The following is a 24,380-nucleotide window of genomic DNA, read 5'->3' as shown; positions in this document are numbered from 1 at the left end:
AATCTATAAGTTGATACATTTTTATTGATAATTTAATACAAATAATTCTTCATTATTTTTTATAACATTTAAATCATAATCATAAACTTCTTTTAAAGTCTTTTGATTAATCACTTCATGAGGTTTTCCTTGAAACATCAGTTGTCCATTTTTCATTGCTATAATTTCATCACTATAATGAATTGCTTGATTAATATCATGATGTACCATAATAATAGTGATTTGATATTCTTTGTTTATTTTTCTTAATAAATTAAGTGTCTCTATTTGAGCTTTAATATCTAAATATGTTGTTGGTTCATCTAATAAAAGTATAGGTGTTTTTTGTGCTAAAGCTAAAGCTATCCAAACACGTTGTTGTTGTCCTCCTGATAAGCTATTTAACATTTTATTTTGATGTTCTTTAAGATTTGTGACTTCTATTGCCCAATCTATTATTTGCTTATCTTCTTTTGAAAGAGATTGATGATAATTAAGATAAGGTAATCTTCCATAACCTATGATTGTTCTAACATTTAAATCCCCATATACTTGATTCTTTTGATGTACAACAGCTACTTTTCTAGCAAATTCTTTAATTTTATAATCCCATATATTTTTATTATCTAACTCAATTGATCCTTGTTGTATTTTATAAATACGACTTAATAGCATTAAAAGTGTTGATTTACCACTTCCATTAGGTCCAATAATGGTTGTTATTTTTTGATCTTTAAACTGTATATTTATATCTTTCATATAAGATTGATGATTATAACTAAAAGATAAATGATTAACTTTCATATAAACTCCTTTTTAATAATAAGATAAATATTGGACCACCTATCATTGACATAATAATTCCTGCACTTATTTCATAAGGAGCCATCAATGTTCTACCTATTGTATCAGCAACTAATACAATAATAGCTCCACATAAGGCAGTTGTGGGAATAAGATATTTATGTTGATTACCTACACATAAACGTGCTAAATGTGGCACAAGTAAACCTACAAAACTTAATATTCCAGCAATAGCAACAGATATACTGCATAATAAAACAGCTAATAAAGATAAAATAAAACGATATGTATTTACATTGATTCCTAATGATAATAATGTACGATCTTCTAATCCTAATAAATCACATGCTTGTGTTAAAAAAAGTAAGATTATTAAAATTGGCACAATATAAATCATTAAAAGAAATACATCATTCCATGAATATAAAGTAATTGTTCCTGCTGAAGATGAAATAGAAGCTGACATACTTTCTATAAGAGAAACAATGGCATTCATAGTATAATGAATTGCTACACCAACAAGAATAATTCTTGTTGTATTTAAACCTGATTTCCAAGATAAACTATAAATAATAATAAATGTTACTAAGCCTCCTAGACATGTAATCATTGGTTTAAATACATATAAATCAGGTAAAAAAATACCAACTAAAAGACTCACAATATTTGCCCCTGCACTTATTCCTATTAATCCAGGATCTGCTAAAGGATTTTTAAGAACAACTTGAAATAATAATCCAGATAAAGCTAATGCACACCCTACAAGCATTGTTACAATAACTCTAGGAAAACGTATTTGATAAATACTTGCTACATCTTTGTTATATTCTATAAATAAACCTTTCATTAGTTGTATAAAAGATACTTTAATTGATCCTATATTAATTGCTAGAAAAAAGCATATTCCTAAAATAATCATTAAACCTAATATAAATAATAATGGATTCTTTTTAATGATTTTCATATAAAATTCCTTCTAATGTTTCTAATCCTTTTTGATAATTAAAATTAGCACTCATTCCAAAATATTCGTTATTTAGATCATATACTTTATTATTCTTAACAGCATCAAATTGTTGCCAAGTTTGATTATTCGAAAACTCTTGTTGAAAATACTCCATAACTTGTTTTGGCATGGCATGAGATGTTCTTAAAATAAGATCAGGATTTTGTTTTAACATATCTTCTACACTTACATTTACAAAATCTTCCCCATTTCCATCTCCATAAATATTCGTCCCACCTGCTAATTTTACTAAATCTCCAACATAACTAGATTCAGTTGCTACAACATAACTTCCTCCTGGAAGACCCATTAAAATAAGTACACGTGGGCTCACATTGTTTTGATATTTTTCTCTAAAAGAAATCATATAATTTGTATAATCATCAATTAGTTTTTGTGCTTTTTTTTCTTTATTGAAGAATTTTCCTAATTCTTCAATACTTTTATACATTCCTGATAAACTTTTTAAATTTAAAAAACTTGAACTTATTTTTATTTTTTCATATTTACTTGCTAAATCACCTTCTAATGAATTAGGACTTAAAATAAGATCTGGTTTTAATGTAGAAAGTTTTTCCATATCTGGTGACATTGCATTTCCTAATTGAGTTGACTTTTTATATTTCTTAGGAACTGAATAACTATCACTTTGAGGAATACCAACAACCTGTTTTGCTGGTACATCTAATTGGTCTAATATTTCAGTTACAGAAACAGATGTAGCAGCAATTGTTACTTCTTCATTTGTTTGGACTTCTTGATTTTGATTAACACATCCGGTTAATAAAGAAATTAAACAAATAAAAATAAAACTATTTTTTAATTTTTTTAACATAAACTACACCTCCTACAACGATCACTCCTAAGACTCCAATAATCCATAAAGAATAATGAGAACTTGCTTTTTGTTCCTTTTGATTTCTCTTTTTTATATTTTTGGTAGTTAATTTTAATTTTGTATCTACTTTTCCTTTTGAATTAATTAAATGATTACTTAACCCTGTCGCATTTTCCATTAATGATTCTTTTGTAATTGTCCCTACTGTAGCTTGTGACGCTTCTGTATTTTCAACAGCTTTTGTCGTTGTTTCCTCTTGTGCTTTTGGTGTTGATGATTGAGTTGTTGTACTTAATTGATTTTCTGTTGATGTTGTTGGTGCTTGGCTTTGTGGAATCATTTGGCTGTTATAAACACCTGTTCCAGATATTGCCGAGGAAATATTTGGTTTAATAAAAAACTGAACATCTCTCCCCATAGGACTTACATACATAATAGGACTAATATAAATATCTAATGAACTTACTTGTATTCTATAATGATTAACTGTATCTCCATTTGCACTACTACTTCCTGTTTTAGTTGCTGATACAGAAGACATAGCACCACTTGATGTCATGACTTTAAAACGTACATTACTAACATTAGAAGCTAATCCAAGTCCTACAGTGATATAATATTTTCCTCCTGTTTGTTCAAGTAATAATTGTCCTTCAACAATATTACCTACCATACTATCACCTAAAGCAATATTTTCTCCACCATCTTCTGTTTTACCTGTAAGAGGATTAACATAACTTGTTGAACGACTTATTAAATAAGCACCATCATTTAAAGCATTTACTGGCGATAAAAATAACAACATCATCAAAGCAATAATATTTATCTGTAATATTCTTTTCATAATTCCTCCATAGAAATAATGAGGCATATTTTATGCCTCATATTTTTTTTGTAAAACAACAAACATAAACAATGAAATCATACCTAATACACTCATCATTGTGATAGGGGCTTGATCTCCTGTTTTTACTGCTTGACTTTCTTGTTGATTATCTTTTGTAGTTTCTGTTTTATTTTCAGTAGCTGTATTACTTGCTTGATTTTGATTATTTTCTTTTGGATCTTCTTTTTTAGTATTTGTTTCTAATTCAGTTTTATCTGAAATATATGTTAATGTACTATAATCAACTTTAATTCTTGCTTCTAAATCCATATTACCCATCATAGCAACATGTGGATTCATCATAACATTGATATATTCATCTTCATGAGGTAATTCAAATGACCATAATGTTGGATTACCTTGTGTATCTTTTTCTATAATTGTAGCACTATGATTTTTATAATCTTCTTGAGCACTTCCAATATAGAATTCTTGTAAACTTGCTTTAATTGTTCCAAATGACATTTCTTTTGTAGAAATATACATTGTTGCTTTTCCATCTTTAACAATAATTTTAGCTTTAGAATCTAAAGCAGCAGCTGCCATAGATGCTTTATCATTTGTTGCATTCCATAATGCAACATCTACACTATATGTACCATCTTGATTAAATCTAGAAGGAATTACTTTTGTTAGATGATCTAAATCTAAAGATAATCTAGCAGTAGCACCTCTATTACTTCCGCCATAATAGAATTTAACATTTGTAAGTTTTACATTTTGATCTAATTTAAATTGAACCTTTGTTGGATGTCCATTTTCTTCTTCAATAATTGTTGCTTCTTGATATGTTCCATCTTTTAATTGATATTCCATTTTATCAACTGAAGCTGTTTGACCATACATTGTCATTTCTTTTAATTTTAATGTAACAGTAACTTCATTATTGTTAACATTTATTTGTGCTGATTCAATTGCCTTAGCTGCCATTGATTGATCATCACTATTTTCTTTTAAAACATCAACTGGAACATTATATGTACCATCTTCTAAAACATATTCTTTTTGTAATTGTTGAACATTATCTAAATCTAATGTTAATGTTACATTTGTAGGATAATCATTCCCTTGTCCCATCATAGCATTCATAAAATCAACTGTAATAGATAATACTGTTGAATTATTTTCATCTAATTGAGGTAAATCAAATAAAATCTTTTCAGGAACATCTACATCTACTGTTTGTCCATTCATTCCTTGTGTAGACTTTTCAACTTTTGTTGAAAGTGTTGTACCATTAGCAATTGTTAGAACATTTGCATAATATTCTTTCCCTAAATTAATAATCATATTTTGTAAAGTAGCAATTGCTTGCATTTTTCCATCTTCATTTACTGTTACTTCTAATGAATCTCCAAATGCTTTTGCAAAAGCTGTTTGTACTGCTGGAATTGGTGCAGCACTTGTTAAACTTTTGATTGGAACTTGATATGTTCCTGCTTTTGATAAATCATTATTTAATGCATGTACTGAATTAAATGATGTAAGTTGTAAACATAATGCCATCATTAGGGCTAATGTTATTTTTAATAATTTTTTCATGTTGACCTCCCTTTTGTAAGTTAGCTTAAACTAACTAAAGAGAGTTTAGCATTTTTTTTCCATTTTTCAATATTTTATTTTGTTTCAGGTGTGTAACATAAAAGATACTATTTTATGATTATTTGTTGATATAACTACACTTTTATAGATGTTTTACTTATGAAACAAAAAAGCCTTCCAACTTGGAAGACTTTATATTTATATATTATTTTTCGAAATCAAATTCTTGGAAAACATCACTTACTGGTAAATTATTTTCAATACTTTCAATTGTTTTAGCAAGTAATGAAGCTACTGAAACAACTTTTAATTTATCGAATTTCTTTTCTTCAGGTAAGATAATTGTATCAGTTACAACTACTTCTTTAGCTGAACAGTTTTTCAATCTTTCAACAGCAGGTCCTGAGAATACTGGGTGTGTACATGCAACAAATACATTTTTAGCACCTTTTTCAAGTAACATATCAATACCTGCTACAATAGTTCCACCTGTATCGATCATATCATCAATCATGATACAGTTTTTACCTTCAACATCACCTAATACACCCATGATTTCAGCAACGTTAGGTTTTGGTCTTCTTTTATCAATGATAGCTACTGGACAATCTAAAGCAACTGCCATTTTACGAGCACGAGTAGCTCCACCATGATCTGGTGAAACAACACAGATATCATCTAAGTTTTTATTTTTGAAATAATTACAGATTAATGGTAATGCTTGCATATCATCTACAGGAATATTGAAGAATCCTTGGATTTGTGCAGCATGTAAATCAATTGTTACAACACGATTAACACCAGCAGTTGTTAATAAATCAGCAACTAATTTAGATGTAATTGGTTGTCTAGGTTTTGCTTTTCTATCTTGTCTAGCATATCCAAAGTATGGCATGATAGCTGTAATTTCTCCAGCTGATGCTCTTTTTAAGGCATCTGCTAAAACTAAGATTTCCATTAAGTTTTCAGTAACAGGATTAGATGTTGATTGGACAATGAAAACATCTTTTCCACGAACTGATTCATCAATTTCAACTAAGATTTCTCCATCAGCGAAATGGTGAACTTTTGATTTTCCCATTTCGCAACCTAAATTATCACAAATATCTTGTGCTAATTCTACTGATGATGATAAAGCAAATACTGTAATTTTGTTTTTCATTTTTTCTTTTACCCCTATTTTCCTATTTTATTTCTTTTTTCTTCTAATACTTTACTATAACCTTCTTTGTTCACTTGTCTACTTCTAGCAATTGCAAAAGCATCTTCATGAACTTCATCTGTAATTGTTGATCCAGCAGCAATAAATGCATTTTTACCAACAGTTACAGGAGCAACTAAATTAGAATTGCAGCCAACGAAAACGTTGTCTTCAATTACTGTTTGGAATTTATTTTTTCCATCATAGTTGCTAGTAATAGTACCGCAGCCAATATTTACGTTTTCACCAACTGTCGCATCTCCAATATAGCTTAAGTGCGCAGCTTTACTTCCTTTACCAAAAGTCGCTTTTTTCATTTCCACAAAGTTACCCATGTGGACATTTTCTAAGATATGACAATGATTTCTAAGTCTTGCATATGGTCCGATATCAACACCGTTTTCAATAATCGAATCAGCAATAACAGAGAATTTAATTTCTACGTTATCTTTGATTTCTACATTATCAAATTCACAATAAGGTCCAATATGACATCCATTACCAATCACTGTTTTTCCTTTAATAATACATCCTGGTTCAATTGTTGTATCATGACCAATCACTACATCTCTACCAATATAAGTATTTGTCATATCTACAATATTTACACCATCTAATAGATGTTTTTTGTTAATACGATATTGTAATTGTTTTGTTGCTTCTTGTAATTCAAACTTATCATTAATTCCACCAACTTCTGATAAGTCATCAATTTTATAACCACCAACATTTAAGTTTTGATGATTCATAATTTCAATTACATCTGTAATATAGTATTCATTTTGAGCATTGTTATTTGTTACTGATTCTAATGCTTTAAATAAAGCAGCATTATCAAAGCAATATTCTCCAACATTCATTTCAGAAATATTTCTTTGTTCATCTGTACAATCTTTATACTCAACAATACCTTTAACTTGATCATTTTCTCTAATAATACGACCAAATTTCTTATTTAAGTCACAATCACATGTCATGACTGTTCCTTTCATTTGATGTTCATTATGATATTGAATTAACCCTTGTAATGTTTCTTTAGTAATTAATGGTGCATCACCATTTAAAACAATAGTTGTTCCTTCTTTATCTCCTAAAACATCTTTTGCTTGCATCAATGCATGTCCAGTTCCTAATTGTTCTTTTTGCATTACGAACTCAACACCATCAACAAGTTTCATGACTTCTTCAGCTTTATGTCCAACAATAACATAAATACCATCAACACCTAAACCTTTTAATTCATCAACGATATGACAAACCATAGGTTTATATAAAACTTCATGTACTACTTTAGGCTTGTCGGATTTCATTCTTGTACCTTTTCCGGCAGCCATTACTACTGCGTAAGTTTTCATCGTCACACCCCTCTACGACGTCATTCTAACAAAATATAACTCATAATTAAAGATGAATAAGACAATTTATTGCAAATTCCTACATCTTTTCAAAAAAAGAAAATCTTATCACAGATTTTCTTCCTTGTTTAAAATTTTCGATTTTCTAACAAAAAAATAACGTTTTCTAAAGAATTCATATCCTTTATTCATAATTTCTTGATTTCTAGTAATACCAAATACACATGAACCACTTCCTGACATTAAAGCTCCATCAAAACCTAACTTCATCATTTCTTTTTTGATTTCTTTAATTTGTGGCACCATTTTAATAGAAGGAAGTTCTAATGTATTTTGTAGATTATCAATAACTGCTTGATAATCATTCATTTCAATTCCTTTTTTCATCTTTCTGCAATCTTGATGTTTTACCTTAGATAAATCTAATGAAGTAAATGCTTTTTGAGTTGAAACACCTTTTTTAGGTTTTACAAGTAATAAATAAGCTTCAAAATGTTCATCAATAAATTGTAATTTTTCACCAACACCTTCAACAAAAGCTGTTTTTTCATAAATACAAAATGGAATATCTGCTCCTACTTCTTTTCCTAAAGCAGCCATTTCTTCATAAGATAAATTTAAATGAAATAATTTATTCATAGCTTTAATAACTGCTGCTCCATCAGCACTTCCACCAGCTAATCCTGCTTGCGTTGGAATATGCTTATAGACAAAGATCTTAACACCTTTTTTTAATCCGTATCTTTCTTGCATCAATTGTGCAACTTTATACATAATATTTCTTTGATCGGTAGGAACGATCTTACTATTTGACTCAATTTCAATTCCTTCATCAATGACATTAATATAAATGAGATCATGTAAAGTAATAGGTGCCATGATCATTTCTAAATCATGATATCCATCTTCTCTTTTTCTTACAACATCTAACGCTAAATTTACTTTTGCATATGCTCTTACTTTCATTTTTCATTACCTCGGATACAAATTTCTGGCAACCCCTCTTGTATCAATTCCACCAACACCTAATTGTTTAAAAGAGGTTTTCTCTATAACTTTTTCTAAATCAACATACTCTTTAATATTTGTACTTGCGATTTGAGTTGTGATAATAACAGGATCTAACGCATGAATATTTTTTCTTGAAGGACTTGATGCAAAGTTAGCACCACTCGCTACTAGAAGTTCATAGTATGACTGACACGCTCCTGCAAAGATTACTAATGCATCTTTGTCGGGTTGATATTCTCTAGCCTTTTTGATTGCTTCTACAAAATCTAAACTGTGCAAATAATCTTGACTATTTCTTTTATGTCCATTTTTTTTCAAGGCATCATGTCCTGTAATGACTAAAAGATGTGGATTATGTTTTTTTAATAGGTTGGTTATTTTACTAGCAAACTCTTCTTCTTTAAAATAATAACCATATGCTCTAATACCATATTCTTGATATTTTTTCATACACATCTTTAAATAAGAAGGATCTCCATCTAAATGTAAAACACTTCCCTTTAAACATTTTTCTTGTGGTAAATGCACATCTTCTATTACTCTTTTCTCTTGAACAAGCTCTAAATCATCTATTTCACTATCCGCAATAAGACGATACTCTATTCCTCTTAAATAACAAATATTTTCTTGTATATCAATGACTTCAAAAATAATATCTTGATGATATTTTTTTCTACTTACAATATCACCTATCTTCATTCTATCACCATTATATAGTATGTTTATATAATGATTTTGTGATAGCTTGATAATCTTCTAATGTAAGTTGTTCACATCTTAATTTTTGATCTATTTGATTTTCATTTAAAACATCTAATGCATTTTGATATTCTTGTTTTAAATTATTATAAATCGTTTTTCTTCTTTGTTTAAAAGCACTATTTAATACTTTATATAAATCTAAATTAGCTTCCTTATTAATTGTAATCTTTAAAATAGCACTATCAATATGAGGTGCAGGAATAAAAACATTTTGACTTACTGTAAACATATATTCAATTTTACCCATATCTTCAATCATATACATCAGTGGACTTTTATAATCGCTTGTATATTTTAAAGCCACTTCTTTTTGTACCATCACGACAATTTCATCAATAACTTTACTTTCAGTTAAAACCTTTTCAATAATTTGAGTTGTAATATAGTAAGGCAAATTGGCTACTAAAATAACTTTTTCATACTTATCCTTTAAAGTCATTAAATCCTCTAAATTTACTTTTAAAAAATCTTCAAAAACAATCTCAATATTTTCCTGATTTAAAAACTCTTCATAGACTCCTTTAAAACGTGTATCTATTTCATAGCTTCTTACATATCCTGCATAACGTGCTAATACTTGAGTTAAAGCACCAATTCCAGGTCCTACTTCAATCACTGCACATTTTTCATTAACACTTGAACAACGAACGATTTTTTCTACGACATGAGGATCAATTAAAAAGTTTTGCCCATATTTCTTTTTAGGATATAAATCATATTTATCTAATATATATTGAGTTGTACTTTTAGTCGCTATATCCTTCATTCTCTAACTCCTTCTCTATCATTTCCCTGGAAATACCCACCATATTTAATCTTTTAAACAAAGTTTTTGCATTGCCATATCCTAAATGAAATAAATCATAAACCTTTAATCTTTTCTTTTTATCTCCAATAATATCTAATTCTAAAAACTCTTTCCAAGAAATACTTTCTTCTTGATTTGAAAATGTAACAACATTTTCAATTGCTTTCTTTACAGCTTCTTTATTTGCTTCAGCAATACCTAGTTTCTTTTTACCAATTGCATCTTTTCTATCAACAAAAGCATGTTTACAATTTTGTACATATTTCTCCACTTGGTTTCTAATCCTTAAACCTGGATAATCTGGATCTGTTAAAACAATAACACCTCTTGTCTTACTAGCCTCTTTAATAAGCTCTAATGTTTTATCATCTAATCCTAGTCCATGTGTTTCAATAGTATCTACATCATATAATTCTTTTAATAATTGGCTATCTGTTTTTCCTTCAACAACAACAATTTCATTAATTCTTTTCATAACTTTACCATTTTAAATAAATCGTCTTCAATTGATCATTCGTGATATATTGAATATGATCTACCCCTTCTATTAAACGATAGGCATCTCCTTTTTTTGTTAATCTTTCTTTAGCATCATTATATACTTCATTTGAAAATTGAAAATAACATTCTCTTTTATTTTTATTTATTTTAGCTATTAAAGTATTTAATTGATATAAATCAAAATACAACCCTTCTTCTTTAAAATAAGTATGTTTATCATTTTTAGTTATTTTATAATGATCATCTAAATCATACATTTGTTTCATTGTTTGACTATCAAACATCAAATAATTATTATTGATGATTTCCTCATCATCTAATACTAAATCACCCCAGGTTGCATCTATATAATAATAATCATTGTCATATTTTATCATATTTATTGCATGTTTGTCTTTTCTTCCTTTTATTGTTTTCCCTGTCAAATATGTTGCTTTAAAATGCAATTGATTGAGTAGATATTGCATTGTTTTTGCATAACCACTACAAACTGATTGATGATTAATAAGAACACTGATTATTTCTTGGTTATATTTTGCTTGTTCATTATACTTACAATGAGTAATAACATCATCATAAATATATTTTATTTTTTGATAGGATTTTAAATCTTGTGTATCCTCTTTTAGTTGTTTGACAATTTTCTTTATCCTTTTTTGATCTTTAAGAATTTCTTTTTCTTTCATACTATATTCAAAATTAAAAAGACCTTTTGTATTAAGAGACCATTCCTTAATATAAAATAACTCTGGATGATCCTTTAAAACTGCATTAACAATTTGACTCACTTTATCTATCTCTTTTTCTTTAATATAAATATTTTGTTTTCTTGTATAAGCAATATTATAAATTATTTGATAGAGTTGTTTTTGTTTTTTATTTAAAAGCTGGTAATGATATTTAAAACATTGATCTTGTTTAAATTTATTTTCTATACTTTGGTAAGATTGTGGAAAACATCCACATAATAAAAATAATACAAGTAGACTAATCAGTTTTTTCATTTTAAAAAAAATAATCTAGCGAATGCTAGATTACTCTTCCCTCAATTTATATTCAAAATAACTCTTACCAAAATAAACTACACTACCTGCCAAGAGCATCATTAATAATCCTAAGCACATAATAAACATCCCCTTCTTATTCATATCATACTCTTTTATACTATTTTATGCAAATTATTTAGATTTTATATCCTTTTTTTACTTTTTTTTCTACAATCTTTTTAAAACTATTATTATAAAATATTATTAGTAAAATAAATATTTTTAAACTTGTTCAATGATTTAAAAGGGGTTAGAATTATAATAAGTAGGTGATATGATGAATGCCGATAGATTATTTATGCTTGTTGATACATGTGCCAATATTGATGAAGTAAAACACGAATTTCCAAATTTAGATTTTTTAACTTATTTTTATGCTTTATTAGGATATTACTGTATTCCTACAATCAAGTTATATAATGAAACAAAAATTGATGAAAACACTTTGAATGGTATTCTTAATGGAAAAATTCAACCTCAAAGAGATGATCTTATTCAAATGAGTTTAGTTTTAAATATTGATTTAAAGAAAACAAACTTTATGCTTTCTCTTGCTGAATGTGAAACATTATCCTATAAAGAAAGTAGGGATAGTTTAATCATTTGTGCTATTAAAAATCATTATTCAATTAATAAAACAAATATGATGTTATCAACCTGCAATCTTATCAAAATATAAATAGTGGTTCAAAAATGAACCACTATTTTTCTATTTATTTAAGTTTTTAAATGCTGTCGATAACATTAATTTAATACGATTTAATTGGTTAACTTCACTTGCTCCTGGATCATAATCTACAGCAACAATATTACTTTGAGGATATTTCTTTCTTAAAGCTTTGATTGCTCCTTTACCAGTAACATGGTTAGGTAAACATCCAAATGGTTGCATACATACAATATTTGGTGCTCCACTTTCAATAAGTTCAATCATTTCACCAGTTAAGAACCAACCTTCACCTGTTTGGTTACCAATTGAAACAACTTCTTTGGCTTTATCAGCAAGATGTTCAATAGATGCTGGTGGATCAAAACGTTTAGATTTTTCTAATGCTTTAATCATATCTTTTCTTAAGAAATCTACTGCTTTAACAGCGAATTCACATAGCTTAGCAGCTTTAGCTGTCGCATTGAAATGTTTTCTTTCAAATGTTGTTGAATAGAAACAATATTGGAAGAAATCAATTAAATCAGGCATAACTGCTTCTCCACCTTCTCTTTCAATAATATCAACAATTTGATTATTAGCAGTTGGATGGAATTTAACAAGGATTTCTCCTACTAAACCAACTCTTGGTTTCTTGATATCCAATAAAGGTAATTCATCAAAATCTTTTACGATTTGATAAACATTTTTCTTAAATTCTTTCATGCTACCTGTTTCAATATTTTTCATACATTTTTCTACCCATGATTGATAAAGTCTATTAGCACTTCCTTTTTCTTTTTCATATGGTCTTACACGATAAAGGACTCTCATGAATAAATCTCCATACATTGCACCGATAATAACTTTCTTAGCAAGAGGATAAGTAATCTTAAATCCTGGATTTGATTCAATACCTTGTAAGTTAGCACTAATAACTGGTACTTGTTCTAAACCAGCATCTTTTAAAGCTTTACGGATAAATCCGATATAGTTTGTCGCACGACATCCACCACCTGTTTGAGAAATGATCAAAGCTGTTTTGTTGACATCATATTCACCACTTGTTAAAGCTTCCATCATTTGTCCAGCAACAAGGATACTTGGATAGCAGGCATCATTGTTGACATATTTTAATCCAGCTTCTGTAGCTCCTTTATCTACTGATGGTAAGACTTTTAAGTTATAACCACTTTCTTGCATTGCTTTTTCAACAAATTGGAAATGGATTGGTGACATTTGTGGACAAAGGATTGTCCAACGATCATCTTTCATTTCTTTAGTGAATGGTACTTTGACTGGTTTATATTTTTTAGATAAATCAATTTCTTTATTTTCTTGTTTATCAATTGTTGCTTTTAAGGAACGGATACGGATACGAATAGCACCTAAGTTACTTCCTTCATCAATTTTAATAAGTGTATAAATCTTATTTCTCGCATTTAAGATTTCAGCTACTTGATCTGATGTTACAGCATCTAACCCACAACCAAATGATGTTAATTGAATTAATTGTAAATTAGGTTGTGATGATACAAAAGATGCTGCATGATACATTCTTGAATGATATGTCCATTGATCCACAACACGTAATTCTTCTAATTCTTTATCTAAGTGACAAACACTGTCTTCTGTTAAAACAGCCATGCCTTCACCAGTAATTAAATCTGCTAATCCATGGTTGATTTCTGGATCGACATGATATGGCCTACCTGATAAAACAACACCTGTCATATTATTTTCTTTTAAATATGCAAGGACTGTTTCCCCTTCTCCTTGAATATCTAAACGGCATTGTTGTAGTTCTTCATAAGCATGTTCAATCGCTGCTTTTAATTCTTTATCACTAATACCAAATGATTTAAATTCATCTTTTAAGTTTGTAAACATTGTTTTTCGGTTACTTAAATCTATGAATGGATTTCTAAAGATGATTTCATTTGTTTCTAAGTTATCTACGTTATTTCTAATAACTTCTGGATAAGAAGTTACGACTGGACAGTTGTAATGATTTCCTTGAGTAACATTTTCTTTTCTTTCATAAGCTACTGAAGGATAGAAAATATATTTAATTCCTTTTTCAATTAAACTTTCAATATGTCCATGTGATAATTTAGCTGGATAACATACACTTTCTGATGGAATAGATTCAATTCCTTTTTCATAGATTTTTTTACTTGAACGTGGTGATAAGACTACTCTGAATTTTAAATCATTAAATAATGTATGCCAGAAAGGATAATTTTCATACATATTCAAGACACGAGGAATACCTACTGTTCCACGTTTTGCTTCTTTAGCCGTTAATGAACGATAATTGAAAACTCGACGATATTTATAATCATATAAGTTTGGTAATTGTTTTGATTTAGGAGGTAAGTTTGCTCCTCTTTCACATCTGTTTCCACTGATATGTTCACTACCATCATTAAATGAAGAAACTGTTAACATACAATGATTTGTACATTTTTGACAATAACGAATTGTACTTTCATAACCGAAAGCATCAACTTGTTCCTTATTAAGTAATGTTGTTCCTTGTCCTTGATATCTTTCTCTAGCAATTAAAGCAATACCAAAAGCACCCATTAATCCAGCGATATCTGGACGAATCGCTTTGATTCCTGTTTCTTGTTCAAAAGCTCTTAAAACAGATTCATTATAGAATGTTCCACCTTGTACTAATACTGATTTACCAATACTTTCAGGCGAACGTAATTTAATAACTTTATATAAAGCATTTTTAATAACAGAATAAGCAAGACCTGCAGAAATATCTTCAATCTTAGCTCCTTCTTTTTGTGCTTGTTTTACTTTAGAGTTCATAAATACAGTACAACGTGATCCTAAATCAATTGGTGCTGTTGATTGTAAAGCTAGATTAGCGAAATCAGCAACATTATACCCTAATGATTTTGCGAATGTTTCAATAAATGAGCCACATCCTGATGAACAAGCTTCATTTAATAAAATATCTTGAATAATACCATCTTCGATCTTGATAGCTTTCATATCTTGTCCACCAATGTCTAAGATAAATGAAACATCATCTTTAAAATATTTAGCGGCTGTAAAGTGAGAAATTGTTTCTACTTCACTGACATCCATTTTAAATGCAGATTTAATTAAAGCTTCACCATATCCAGTTGAACCAGCATGAACAAGTTCTACTCCTTTAGGTAAGATTTCATAGATTTCTTTTAAGATCTTACGAACAACTTCAATTGGATTTCCTTCATTAGATGAATAGAATGTATATAATACAGAACCATCTTCATCAACTAATACAGCTTTAGATGTTGTCGAACCAACATCTACACCTAAGAAAGCTTTTCCTTGATATGTATTTAAATCTCTTTTCTTTACTTTAGTACGATAATGTCTATTTCTAAATTCAATACGATCTTCTTCTGTTTCAAATAATGGTTTCAAAGTATCTGTTTCATCAGAAATACCATCTTTTAATGAATCTAAAATATTCACTAATTCATCTATACTTGTTTGTTTAATTTTATCTTCTCTAGCAAGTAAACAAGCTCCCATAGCAACGAATAATTGAGAGTTTTGAGGGAAAATAACATCTTCATCTTTTAAATTTAATGATTCAATAAAACGTGCACGTAATTGATCTAAGAAATAAAGAGGACCACCTAAGAAAGCAACTTTACCACGAATAGGTTTACCACAAGCAAGACCACTAATTGTTTGATTAACAACTGCTTGGAAAATAGAAATAGCAATATCTTCTCTTGCTGCACCTTCATTGATTAATGGTTGGATATCTGTTTTTGCGAAAACACCACAACGAGAAGCAATTGGATAAATTGTTTCATAGTTTTTAGCTAGTTCATTTAATCCTGCAGCATCTGTTTGTAATAAAGAAGCCATTTGATCAATAAAAGCTCCTGTACCACCTGCACAAGTTCCGTTCATTCTTTGTTCAAGAGTTGATTCAAAATAAGTGATTTTTGCATCTTCTCCACCTAATTCGATTGCGACATCACATTCAGGAATATATGTTTCTACTGTCTTTGTACAAGCAATCACTTCTTGAACGAATTCTACATTTAAGTGTTTTGATAAAGAAAGCCCACCTGATCCAGTCATAACTACTTTAACTGGTAAGTTTCCATGGTGTTCTTGAACTTCTTTAATTAGACTTTCTATTGCTGGTTTAACATCAGAGTAGTGTCTTTGATATTTTGAATAGATACATTGATGTTCTTGATCTTCCACATATAATTTTACTGTTGTTGATCCTACATCAATTCCCATGTAATATAATTTATCCATTTTTTGACTCCTTTACTAAATTAAGTGTCATTTTAGAAATCGTATTTCTAAATTGTTTCACTTCTTTTTCATCAATTCCATCTAACATAATTTTTTCTAATTGAATAACATGATGATCAATCTTTTCTACTGTACTATACGCATGTTCAGTTGCTTTGATTTTTTTCATACGTTTATCATTTTCAACAGGTTCTTTTGTGATATATCCGTTCTTTTCTAAAGAATTTAAAAGACCTGTTGCAGTTGATCTTCTAATATTAAAATATTTTTCTATGTCTTTTTGATAAACTTCTTCATCATTTTCACATAAATAAATAAGAATTAGCCCCTGCGGTCCTGATAACATACAATCAATACCATGAATATCATCTAAATAACGTCCCATATATTTAGACAAAACACGTATTTCCATTCCTATTCGATGTTCCATAAATGTCTCCTTTTTTGTTCGGCTGCTAACATTATACGCTTTTGTCACACTATGTCAAATTATTTGAAATTTTATTATTTAAACAAAAAAATAGATATTTTCATATCTATTTAAATAAAGCACTTCCAATTCTAATCATTGTTGATCCATGTTTTAAAGCTTCATGATAATCATTAGACATTCCCATTGATAACTGATCCAATTGATACATTGGATAATCTTTTTGAAGTCTTTGTAAAAGCTCTTGTGTCATTTTAAAATACCTTTCAGTTTCACTACTTTCAATATGTGGTGCCATCATCATAAGTCCTCTTACTTTGACATGAGGATAATCTTTTAAACTATTAAATACTTCATCAATTTCTTCTACTTCAAAACCATGTTTACTTTCTTCTTTAGCAATATTTACTTGAATTAAAACAGGCATTTCTAAATCTCTTTTAGCGGCTTGTTTTTCAATTTCTTTTAATAAAGAATAACGATCTACTGCATGAATTAAAGTTACTTTATCAATAATATATTTAACTTTATTAGGTTGTAATGTTCCAATAAATTGAAATTCACCATTACCATGATAATTTTCATACTTTTCTAAAAAGGCTTGTACTCTGTTTTCACCAAAACATGTTACACCTAATTCTTCTAATTTTTCTATTTCATGAACATCTACATATTTTGTAGCTGCAACAAGTTTTGCTGGTTTTACTTCCTCTAATATCTTTTTAACTGCTTCTTCATTTACAATCATAAAACTCTTCCTTTCATGATAAATTCTTATTTAATTATAATTCAATCAAAAAGAAAAACAAGAACTTAGTCTTGTTTTAATCTTATTCTTTCTGATTCCTTTTTTAATACTTTCATTAAAATAGGTGCACATATTAAATAAAAACAAAAGTTTCCTACTGCATGAAAAGTATCAAATAACAATCCTGCCATATAATAAACAATATATAAAGAAGGACCACCTAACATTAATTGTTCTAGAGAAACAACAATACCAAAGACATACCCCATAAAAAAGGAAAAGATAGCCATAGGAAACAGTTTTGGTTCCTTATGTATCTTTTTTAAAAAATCTAATAAAACCTGTGTAATCAAACAAATAACAACCCAAGCTAATATTTGAAAGAAAGTCCATGTTCCCATGCCTAAAAACAAATTAGAAACAACAGTTGTAACAATACTTAATTTAACTCCAAAACCTAATCCAAATAACATGACAGAAATAATAATGATAGAAGTAACAGGTTTAATATTAGGTAATGCTTGTAGATATATACGAGAGGCAATATTAACAGCTGCTAATATTCCTATTAAACTAATTTCTTTTACTTTACTTGAATGCATATATTCTCCTATTCGTAGTTAACATAATACCAAACAACTTTATCACCATCTTTTAAATCATATTTAATTGCTGCCTTATTAGGCGCAACACCATTAACACTATACATCCATCCAGACATTGGCCCATGTTGTTTTTCTTTTAAACCACCTATTCCTGAAACATAATAATCACTACCCTCAACCTCTTTACCATTTTTAGCTGCTATAATTTTTAATACACTTAAAGCATTACTATTTTTATCAACATTTAAAGTACCAGCCATCATTGTATTTCCCATTCCAATTACTTGAATATTTATTGTAATTTTTTCATTAGTTGGTTGTTGATTCGATGAACTATTGGTTGATGAATTATTTGACTGATTATTACTTGTTTGTCCACTATTTGATTGAGATCGATTCGTAGAACTTTGAGAATGACCTGCACTACTACTTTTACTATTGCTTTGAGTTGTAGATGATGATTTACTATTTGATTTATTTTCATCATTTGTTTTTGTTTCATCTGTTGATTGTGTTGATGATTGACTGTCATTTTGTGTAGATTCACTTGTTTCTTGTGTTTGATCAGTTGTCTCTTGTTTCTCTTCTTTTTTAGTTTCCTTAGTATTTTTTTCTTTCTTATTTTTTGTAGCGTCTACTTGTGCTACTTGATTGGTTTTATAATTTCCAGTAACACCATTATAAATAGAAAAACTACCAATAAAAACAAAAGAAATTGTAATAAATAATATTACAATTCTTTTTGTTTTATCCATATTTTTTATTTTATTAATGAACTCTTTCATATTCTTTTCTTAATACTAAGAATAATCCACCAGACACCATTGATAATGAAACAAAGATAACAACATTAGTTTCATCTCCAGTTTTTACTGAAGTTGTTTTTTGATTTGTTGTTTCAACTTTATTTGTAGATTGGCTATCTTTTTTTGTATCTGTTGGTTGTACTGGTTTTGTGTTATCAGGTTGTTCTGGATTCATCATTTTATCATAAGCTTTTTTTGCTTTTTCAAAAACTGAACCATTTTTATATGTACCTAATGTTTTAGCTACTTCTGCAGTTGTATATTCTGCATTATAACCACTTGGGAATGACCCATCGCTTAATTGTGTATTTAAAAGACAATCTATTGGATGAATAGTATAGCTATCATTTAATAAACTATTTGTATCATAGGCGAACATTCCTTCTAATACTTGAGATTGAGTATCTACATTATCAGTAGTAATCCATCCTGTTGTTGTTACAGTTGTATTACTTTTTATATAATCAATTGCTTTATTAATAGTAGTGGCATATTTTTCTTTATTAACAACTGCTAAACCTTCGATAACCCATCCTGTAGTATCATAGTCAGCATAGTAAACTCCACCCCATTCATAACCACAAACACTAGATGATGCTAAATCTGTATTTAACTTATCAGCAAGTAATTTTGTTTTTTCTGATGATGTAGCATATAAAGCATATAATGTCCAAATATCTGAAGAAGCTCCCCAGCTACCTTCAACATTACCATTTTCATCAATTTGGCTTTCTAATGTTTCTTTGTCTTTTGTAGGATCAATTCCTAATAAAACTTCTGTTACAATTTTTTTAGAAAGTGATGTTTTACTAAAATCTACTGAAGAAATATCAAATTGATTACTTTCTGCTTCTAACCCTAAAGATTCTACAGCAAGAATTTTATCTGCATTATTTAAAGTATTGTTATTTTTATAATATTCAACAACTTTAGAATAAACATCATTAATTTTTGATGTATCATAAGAAGCTGCCGATACACCAGAAATAGCAGTCATAAAACATAATACTGAAATCATAAGACTGCATACAATTTTTTTCATTTTCATATTCTTTCCCCTTTCAAATTAAATAACTCCTAAATAAAAACTAGGCATAGTTATCCTAGTTTATCTAGAAGAACTACTTTATACTCCGTAAAGTGTATCCTTAGATATAGGCAAGTATTCCGACTCTGTTTCATTGTTTAAGCGTCTTCCCAGTTTCCCAGTGACTTTGATGCTTATTCTCCACATTACGGCGGCGGGACCGTTCAGGTATTTCACCTGATTCCTTTTTAATTTAAATATATAATATTTAAAACCTATAAATATTATTCAATTTTACTTTGTACTTGGACATTATATTATAATTGATAAAAAAAATATAGACAGAATAGAAAAAAATCGCATGAAATCATGCGATTTTAGATTATCTGATTGTTGTACCTACTGGTAATTCTCCTGCATCTACAACACCTAATACTTTTTTATCTCCACCGGCAAGAACCATCCCTTGTGATTCTACGCCTCTTAATTTAGCTGGTTTTAAGTTTGTTACAACAATAACTTTTTTACCAGTAAATTCTTCTGGTGAATAAACATCAGCAATACCACTTACGATTTGTCTTGGTGTTTCTTCACCAACATCAATTTGGCTTACTAATAATTTATCAGCATTTGGATGTTTTTCACATTTAATAACTTTTCCTACTTTTAATTGAATTTTAGAGAAGTCATCAATTGTAATTTCTTCTTTTGTTTCTTTAGCTTCTTTTTCTTTCTTTTCTTTTACAGCTTTGATAGAAGCTTTTTGTTTTGCTTCAATAACTTCTACTTTTTTAGCAACTTCTTTTGGATCTAATCTAGCAAATAACATTTCTGGTTTTTCAACAACTTTTGTACCATTTGCATATTTACCAAATTCTTTTAAGCTTTCAAAATCACGTTGATCTGTATTAATTTGATCTAAGATTTTTGTAGCTGTTGAAGGCATATATGGATATAGCATAACTGCTGAGAATCTGATTGCTTCAATTAAGTTATATAATACTGTAGCTAAACGATCTTTTTTAGTTTCATCTTTAGCTAATGCCCATGGCATTGTTTCATCAATATATTTGTTTGTTCTTCTTAATAAGTTGAAGATTTCATCTAATGCATTTGATGCTTTGAATTCATCCATTTTAGCAATAGATTTAGCTGGCATAGCTAACGCTAAATCTTTTAATTCTTGATCTACGTCTTCGCATACGTTTTTGTTTTCTACAATACCACCAAAGTATTTATTAGACATAGCAATTGTTCTATTAACTAAGTTTCCTAAAACGTTAGCAAGATCACTATTAATTCTTTCTACTAATAAATCCCATGTAATACTTCCATCATTATCATATGGAATTTCATGTAATACGAAATATCTTACTGCATCAACACCAAAGATATCTACTAAATCATCTGCATAGATAACATTTCCTTTTGATTTGGACATTTTACTTTCACCTTGTAATAACCATGGATGTCCAAATACTTGTTTAGGTAATGGAATATCTAATGCCATTAACATAATTGGCCAATAAATTGTATGAAATCTAACGATATCTTTACCAATTAAATGTAAATCAGCAGGCCAGTATTTTTTATATAATTCACCATGATTTCCATCTGCATCATATCCAAGTCCTGTAATATAGTTTGTTAAGGCATCAATCCATACATAAACAACATGTTTAGGATCAAAATCAACTGGAATAGACCATTTAAATGATGTTCTAGAAACGCATAAATCTTGTAATCCTGGTTTTAAGAAGTTATTCATCATTTCATTTTTTCTTGAAACTGGTTGAATAAATTCTGGATGATCTTCGATATGTTTAATTAAACGATCTTGATATTTAGATAATTTAAAGAAGTATGCTTCTTCTTTGGCATCATGTACATCTCCCCCACAATCAGGACATTTACCATCAACTAATTGTGATTCAGTAAAGAATGATTCGCATGCTGTACAATATTTACCTTCATAATGACCTAAATAAATATCACCTTTGTCATATAATTTTTTAAAGATTTTTTGTACTTGTTTTTCATGATATTCATCAGTTGTTCTCATGAATCGATCATACGATGTATCCATCATATCCCAAATATTTTTAACTACACCTGCAACTTGATCTACATATTGCTTTGGTTCAATTCCTGCTTCTTTAGCTTTAATTTCAATTTTTTGTCCATGTTCATCTGTTCCTGTTTGGAATCGAACATTGTACCCTTCTTGTCTTTTAAAACGAGCAATTGCATCAGCTAAAATAATTTCATAAGTATTTCCAATATGAGGTTTACCTGAAGTATAAGTAATTGCTGTTGTAAGATAATAATCTTTTTCGTCTTTCATCTTCTAATCTCCTTTATAAAAATAAAAAACGCCCTTATAAAAGGACGAATAATCGCGGTACCACCTTTTTTACACATTGCTGTGTCACTCAAAACTTTAACGCAGTTAACGATTATTTCTAACTATTTGAAATAACTACTCCTGGGCCATCTCTTAAAGTTTAACATACTGATTTTCACCAGCCATCAGCTCTCTAAATGTTTTGCTTTAACATCTTCCATTCTTCGTATTTATTGTATCCTTATTAACTTTATCAAACCCTTAAATCAATGTCAATGAGTTTCATTGAAAGAAAATATGTTTCACGTGAAACAAAAATAGTATAGCCTAAACTATACTATTTATATTCAGAATGTCCTTTATATTTGATTAAATCAGATACAGTAACAAATTGATAACCTTCTTTACTTAATTGATCTAAAGCCATTTCTAATCCAGCAACAGAATTTTCATGAATATCATGAATCAAGACAATATTACCATCACCAGTTTTTGCTTTAGCATCTCTTATAATATTATTACATACTATTTGTGCACCATCTGTTGCTTTACTATAACGCCAATCTTCTGTATCTCCATCCCATAAAATCATACTTAAACCATATGTGTTGAAGGCTGATTTAACTGCATCATTTTTTGCTCCATATGGAGGTCTAACAAGTGTCGGTTCAGTACCTGTTGCTTTAAAACAAGCATCTTGTGTTTTCTTAATTTCTTCATCTAATGCAGTTGCATCTAATTTTGTAAGTTGTGCATGTTGATATGTATGACTTGCTATCTCATGTCCTCTTTCATAAACTGATTTAACAACATCTGGATAAAGATTCATGTTTTGACCTAATTCGAAGAATGTTCCTCGACCATTATATTTTTCAAATGCATTCATTGCTCTTTCTGTTAATGTTTTATGTGGTCCATCATCCAATGTAATAGCAACCATTTTTTTCTTTGGATCTACTTTCATTAACTTAGGTGCTTTGACACCTAATGGTGCATTAGATGGAATATTTTTATTTGCTAATTTTATGTAATCTTTATATTCTTTATAATTAATAACAATTTTATTTTTTAATGTATCATCTGTATAATATGTAAAACTATCTTTATCAACTTTTATTAATGTTGATTCTTTGTTATATTCATTTACACCCAATGTATTTAATAAATCTCCATATTTACCATGTAAACAATCTTTTAAAGCAACTAATTGATTTGTTTTACAATCATATGTCATTATAGATTTTGTTGCTTTTATTTTTGTCTCATCTTCATTAATACGCTTATAATCTAATTCAACAACAACATATTGTTTATAAATCTTTTTACAAGAGTAATCTAGATATAATATATCTTTTTGATCCTTTTTCTTTTTTTCTGATTTTAAATATGTGCTATATGATTCTTTAATAATTTTATTTAAATTCTTTTCTTTTAATTTAGGATAGTATAATGAAATGTAAAAATCATCATTTTCTTTTTCATAGTGTTGTACTGTTCCATATTGTTTATTTGTTTCATTATAAGTATTATAATCTTCATATTTATTTTTCTCATTAAATAGTAAAAAATAAATACCTCCTAATATTAATATCACAACCAATAATGTAATAATTACAGGTATTGATTTTAATCTTCTTTTTCTTCCATGTCTACCATAATTGTAGCTATCTTTGCTATACATATTACCACTTCCTCCTTTTTTATAATATACCACAAATGATATATCTTTTATAGCTTTTAAT

At 28.6% G+C, this 24,380-nt stretch carries 21 protein-coding genes, 1 riboswitch and 1 other annotated feature; of the genes, 1 reads left to right on the top strand and 20 read right to left on the bottom strand.

What is annotated here, in order from left to right:
* Nucleotides 1–21 precede the first annotated feature (21 nt).
* From Fi14EGH31_RS00195 to Fi14EGH31_RS00140, 12 genes are all read right to left on the bottom strand, one after another.
* Nucleotides 22–783, bottom strand: a complete 762-nt coding sequence (locus Fi14EGH31_RS00195) for an ABC transporter ATP-binding protein (RefSeq protein ID WP_117347715.1) — start codon at nt 781–783, stop codon at nt 22–24.
* Nucleotides 773–1,747: a FecCD family ABC transporter permease gene (locus tag Fi14EGH31_RS00190; RefSeq protein WP_117825440.1), complete on the bottom strand. Its 975-nt coding sequence runs from the start codon at nt 1,745–1,747 to the stop codon at nt 773–775. The genes Fi14EGH31_RS00195 and Fi14EGH31_RS00190 overlap by 11 nt, the downstream gene beginning before the upstream one ends.
* Entirely contained in the window at nt 1,734–2,624 is an 891-nt protein-coding gene (gene isdE / locus Fi14EGH31_RS00185; protein ID WP_200765011.1) for a heme ABC transporter substrate-binding protein IsdE, read from the bottom strand. Before isdE ends, Fi14EGH31_RS00190 begins: the two co-directional genes overlap by 14 nt.
* Nucleotides 2,602–3,471, bottom strand: coding sequence for a heme-binding Shp domain-containing protein (locus Fi14EGH31_RS00180; RefSeq protein WP_200765010.1), 870 nt, complete (start codon nt 3,469–3,471; stop codon nt 2,602–2,604). Before Fi14EGH31_RS00180 ends, isdE begins: the two co-directional genes overlap by 23 nt.
* A 30-nt stretch (nt 3,472–3,501) precedes the next feature.
* Nucleotides 3,502–5,055: an NEAT domain-containing protein gene (locus Fi14EGH31_RS00175; RefSeq protein WP_200765009.1), complete on the bottom strand. Its 1,554-nt coding sequence runs from the start codon at nt 5,053–5,055 to the stop codon at nt 3,502–3,504.
* 205 nt (nt 5,056–5,260) lie between these two features.
* Complete coding sequence (locus Fi14EGH31_RS00170) at nt 5,261–6,217, bottom strand: ribose-phosphate diphosphokinase (RefSeq protein WP_107029258.1); 957 nt, start codon at nt 6,215–6,217, stop codon at nt 5,261–5,263.
* Between the two features lie 14 nt (nt 6,218–6,231).
* Nucleotides 6,232–7,611: a bifunctional UDP-N-acetylglucosamine diphosphorylase/glucosamine-1-phosphate N-acetyltransferase GlmU gene (gene glmU, locus Fi14EGH31_RS00165; protein ID WP_032091132.1), complete on the bottom strand. Its 1,380-nt coding sequence runs from the start codon at nt 7,609–7,611 to the stop codon at nt 6,232–6,234.
* A gap of 108 nt (nt 7,612–7,719) precedes the next feature.
* Nucleotides 7,720–8,577, bottom strand: a complete 858-nt coding sequence (gene ispE, locus Fi14EGH31_RS00160; protein ID WP_200765008.1) for a 4-(cytidine 5'-diphospho)-2-C-methyl-D-erythritol kinase — start codon at nt 8,575–8,577, stop codon at nt 7,720–7,722.
* Between the two features lie 6 nt (nt 8,578–8,583).
* Nucleotides 8,584–9,321, bottom strand: coding sequence for a sporulation peptidase YabG (locus Fi14EGH31_RS00155; RefSeq protein WP_032091131.1), 738 nt, complete (start codon nt 9,319–9,321; stop codon nt 8,584–8,586).
* A gap of 10 nt (nt 9,322–9,331) precedes the next feature.
* Nucleotides 9,332–10,150, bottom strand: a complete 819-nt coding sequence (rsmA, locus tag Fi14EGH31_RS00150; RefSeq protein WP_022001672.1) for a 16S rRNA (adenine(1518)-N(6)/adenine(1519)-N(6))-dimethyltransferase RsmA — start codon at nt 10,148–10,150, stop codon at nt 9,332–9,334.
* A complete protein-coding gene (rnmV, locus tag Fi14EGH31_RS00145) occupies nt 10,131–10,667 on the bottom strand; it encodes a ribonuclease M5 (protein ID WP_107029256.1) in 537 nt (178 codons plus the stop codon). The genes rsmA and rnmV overlap by 20 nt, the downstream gene beginning before the upstream one ends.
* Nucleotides 10,668–10,671: 4 nt before the next feature.
* Nucleotides 10,672–11,697: a transglutaminase domain-containing protein gene (locus Fi14EGH31_RS00140; protein WP_200765007.1), complete on the bottom strand. Its 1,026-nt coding sequence runs from the start codon at nt 11,695–11,697 to the stop codon at nt 10,672–10,674.
* Between the two features lie 319 nt (nt 11,698–12,016).
* Between Fi14EGH31_RS00140 and Fi14EGH31_RS00135 the strand changes: the two genes are divergently transcribed.
* Nucleotides 12,017–12,418: a helix-turn-helix domain-containing protein gene (locus tag Fi14EGH31_RS00135; RefSeq protein WP_117347721.1), complete on the top strand. Its 402-nt coding sequence runs from the start codon at nt 12,017–12,019 to the stop codon at nt 12,416–12,418.
* 30 nt (nt 12,419–12,448) lie between these two features.
* Here Fi14EGH31_RS00135 and Fi14EGH31_RS00130 read toward each other — a convergent pair whose 3' ends face one another.
* The 8 genes from Fi14EGH31_RS00130 to Fi14EGH31_RS00095 form a co-directional block, all read right to left on the bottom strand.
* Complete coding sequence (locus Fi14EGH31_RS00130) at nt 12,449–16,678, bottom strand: 2-hydroxyacyl-CoA dehydratase (RefSeq protein WP_200765006.1); 4,230 nt, start codon at nt 16,676–16,678, stop codon at nt 12,449–12,451.
* A complete protein-coding gene (locus Fi14EGH31_RS00125) occupies nt 16,671–17,108 on the bottom strand; it encodes a MarR family winged helix-turn-helix transcriptional regulator (protein WP_117828296.1) in 438 nt (145 codons plus the stop codon). Before Fi14EGH31_RS00125 ends, Fi14EGH31_RS00130 begins: the two co-directional genes overlap by 8 nt.
* A 106-nt stretch (nt 17,109–17,214) precedes the next feature.
* Complete coding sequence (locus tag Fi14EGH31_RS00120) at nt 17,215–17,856, bottom strand: YggS family pyridoxal phosphate-dependent enzyme (RefSeq protein WP_117828297.1); 642 nt, start codon at nt 17,854–17,856, stop codon at nt 17,215–17,217.
* Between the two features lie 65 nt (nt 17,857–17,921).
* Nucleotides 17,922–18,458 (bottom strand): ECF transporter S component, encoded by a 537-nt coding sequence (locus Fi14EGH31_RS00115; protein ID WP_022002023.1) that lies wholly within the window; start codon nt 18,456–18,458, stop codon nt 17,922–17,924.
* A gap of 8 nt (nt 18,459–18,466) precedes the next feature.
* Nucleotides 18,467–19,246, bottom strand: coding sequence for a DUF4430 domain-containing protein (locus tag Fi14EGH31_RS00110; RefSeq protein ID WP_117828298.1), 780 nt, complete (start codon nt 19,244–19,246; stop codon nt 18,467–18,469).
* Nucleotides 19,230–20,315: a hypothetical protein gene (locus Fi14EGH31_RS00105; RefSeq protein WP_200765005.1), complete on the bottom strand. Its 1,086-nt coding sequence runs from the start codon at nt 20,313–20,315 to the stop codon at nt 19,230–19,232. Before Fi14EGH31_RS00105 ends, Fi14EGH31_RS00110 begins: the two co-directional genes overlap by 17 nt.
* A gap of 92 nt (nt 20,316–20,407) precedes the next feature.
* A riboswitch (cobalamin riboswitch) is annotated at nt 20,408–20,588 on the bottom strand.
* A gap of 88 nt (nt 20,589–20,676) precedes the next feature.
* Nucleotides 20,677–22,638 carry a methionine--tRNA ligase gene (metG, locus tag Fi14EGH31_RS00100; protein WP_200765004.1) on the bottom strand — a complete coding sequence of 654 codons (1,962 nt, stop codon included), beginning with the start codon at nt 22,636–22,638 and terminating at the stop codon, nt 20,677–20,679.
* Between the two features lie 37 nt (nt 22,639–22,675).
* Nucleotides 22,676–22,872: a binding site (T-box leader), on the bottom strand.
* 103 nt (nt 22,873–22,975) lie between these two features.
* Nucleotides 22,976–24,319 (bottom strand): polysaccharide deacetylase family protein, encoded by a 1,344-nt coding sequence (locus Fi14EGH31_RS00095; RefSeq protein ID WP_200765003.1) that lies wholly within the window; start codon nt 24,317–24,319, stop codon nt 22,976–22,978.
* Nucleotides 24,320–24,380: the final 61 nt, after the last annotated feature.

The sequence above is a fragment of the Faecalibacillus intestinalis genome (genome assembly GCF_015097455.1).
GTDB classification, from domain to species: domain Bacteria; phylum Bacillota_I; class Bacilli_A; order Erysipelotrichales; family Coprobacillaceae; genus Faecalibacillus; species Faecalibacillus intestinalis.
The sequence above is the reverse complement of the archived record's forward strand: the minus strand, read 5'-3'. Positions and strand labels throughout refer to the sequence as shown.

Bases quoted from the DNA above. Each gene is read 5' to 3' on its own strand.
- Fi14EGH31_RS00195 (WP_117347715.1), bottom strand. From the start codon at position 783: ATGAAAGTTAATCATTTATCTTTTAGTTATAATCATCAATCTTATATG.
- Fi14EGH31_RS00190 (WP_117825440.1), bottom strand. From the start codon at position 1,747: ATGAAAATCATTAAAAAGAATCCATTATTATTTATATTAGGTTTAATG.
- isdE (WP_200765011.1), bottom strand. From the start codon at position 2,624: ATGTTAAAAAAATTAAAAAATAGTTTTATTTTTATTTGTTTAATTTCT.
- Fi14EGH31_RS00180 (WP_200765010.1), bottom strand. From the start codon at position 3,471: ATGAAAAGAATATTACAGATAAATATTATTGCTTTGATGATGTTGTTA.
- Fi14EGH31_RS00175 (WP_200765009.1), bottom strand. From the start codon at position 5,055: ATGAAAAAATTATTAAAAATAACATTAGCCCTAATGATGGCATTATGT.
- Fi14EGH31_RS00170 (WP_107029258.1), bottom strand. From the start codon at position 6,217: ATGAAAAACAAAATTACAGTATTTGCTTTATCATCATCAGTAGAATTA.
- glmU (WP_032091132.1), bottom strand. From the start codon at position 7,611: ATGAAAACTTACGCAGTAGTAATGGCTGCCGGAAAAGGTACAAGAATG.
- ispE (WP_200765008.1), bottom strand. From the start codon at position 8,577: ATGAAAGTAAGAGCATATGCAAAAGTAAATTTAGCGTTAGATGTTGTA.
- Fi14EGH31_RS00155 (WP_032091131.1), bottom strand. From the start codon at position 9,321: ATGAAGATAGGTGATATTGTAAGTAGAAAAAAATATCATCAAGATATT.
- rsmA (WP_022001672.1), bottom strand. From the start codon at position 10,150: ATGAAGGATATAGCGACTAAAAGTACAACTCAATATATATTAGATAAA.
- rnmV (WP_107029256.1), bottom strand. From the start codon at position 10,667: ATGAAAAGAATTAATGAAATTGTTGTTGTTGAAGGAAAAACAGATAGC.
- Fi14EGH31_RS00140 (WP_200765007.1), bottom strand. From the start codon at position 11,697: ATGAAAAAACTGATTAGTCTACTTGTATTATTTTTATTATGTGGATGT.
- Fi14EGH31_RS00135 (WP_117347721.1), top strand. From the start codon at position 12,017: ATGAATGCCGATAGATTATTTATGCTTGTTGATACATGTGCCAATATT.
- Fi14EGH31_RS00130 (WP_200765006.1), bottom strand. From the start codon at position 16,678: ATGGATAAATTATATTACATGGGAATTGATGTAGGATCAACAACAGTA.
- Fi14EGH31_RS00125 (WP_117828296.1), bottom strand. From the start codon at position 17,108: ATGGAACATCGAATAGGAATGGAAATACGTGTTTTGTCTAAATATATG.
- Fi14EGH31_RS00120 (WP_117828297.1), bottom strand. From the start codon at position 17,856: ATGATTGTAAATGAAGAAGCAGTTAAAAAGATATTAGAGGAAGTAAAA.
- Fi14EGH31_RS00115 (WP_022002023.1), bottom strand. From the start codon at position 18,458: ATGCATTCAAGTAAAGTAAAAGAAATTAGTTTAATAGGAATATTAGCA.
- Fi14EGH31_RS00110 (WP_117828298.1), bottom strand. From the start codon at position 19,246: ATGAAAGAGTTCATTAATAAAATAAAAAATATGGATAAAACAAAAAGA.
- Fi14EGH31_RS00105 (WP_200765005.1), bottom strand. From the start codon at position 20,315: ATGAAAATGAAAAAAATTGTATGCAGTCTTATGATTTCAGTATTATGT.
- metG (WP_200765004.1), bottom strand. From the start codon at position 22,638: ATGAAAGACGAAAAAGATTATTATCTTACAACAGCAATTACTTATACT.
- Fi14EGH31_RS00095 (WP_200765003.1), bottom strand. From the start codon at position 24,319: ATGTATAGCAAAGATAGCTACAATTATGGTAGACATGGAAGAAAAAGA.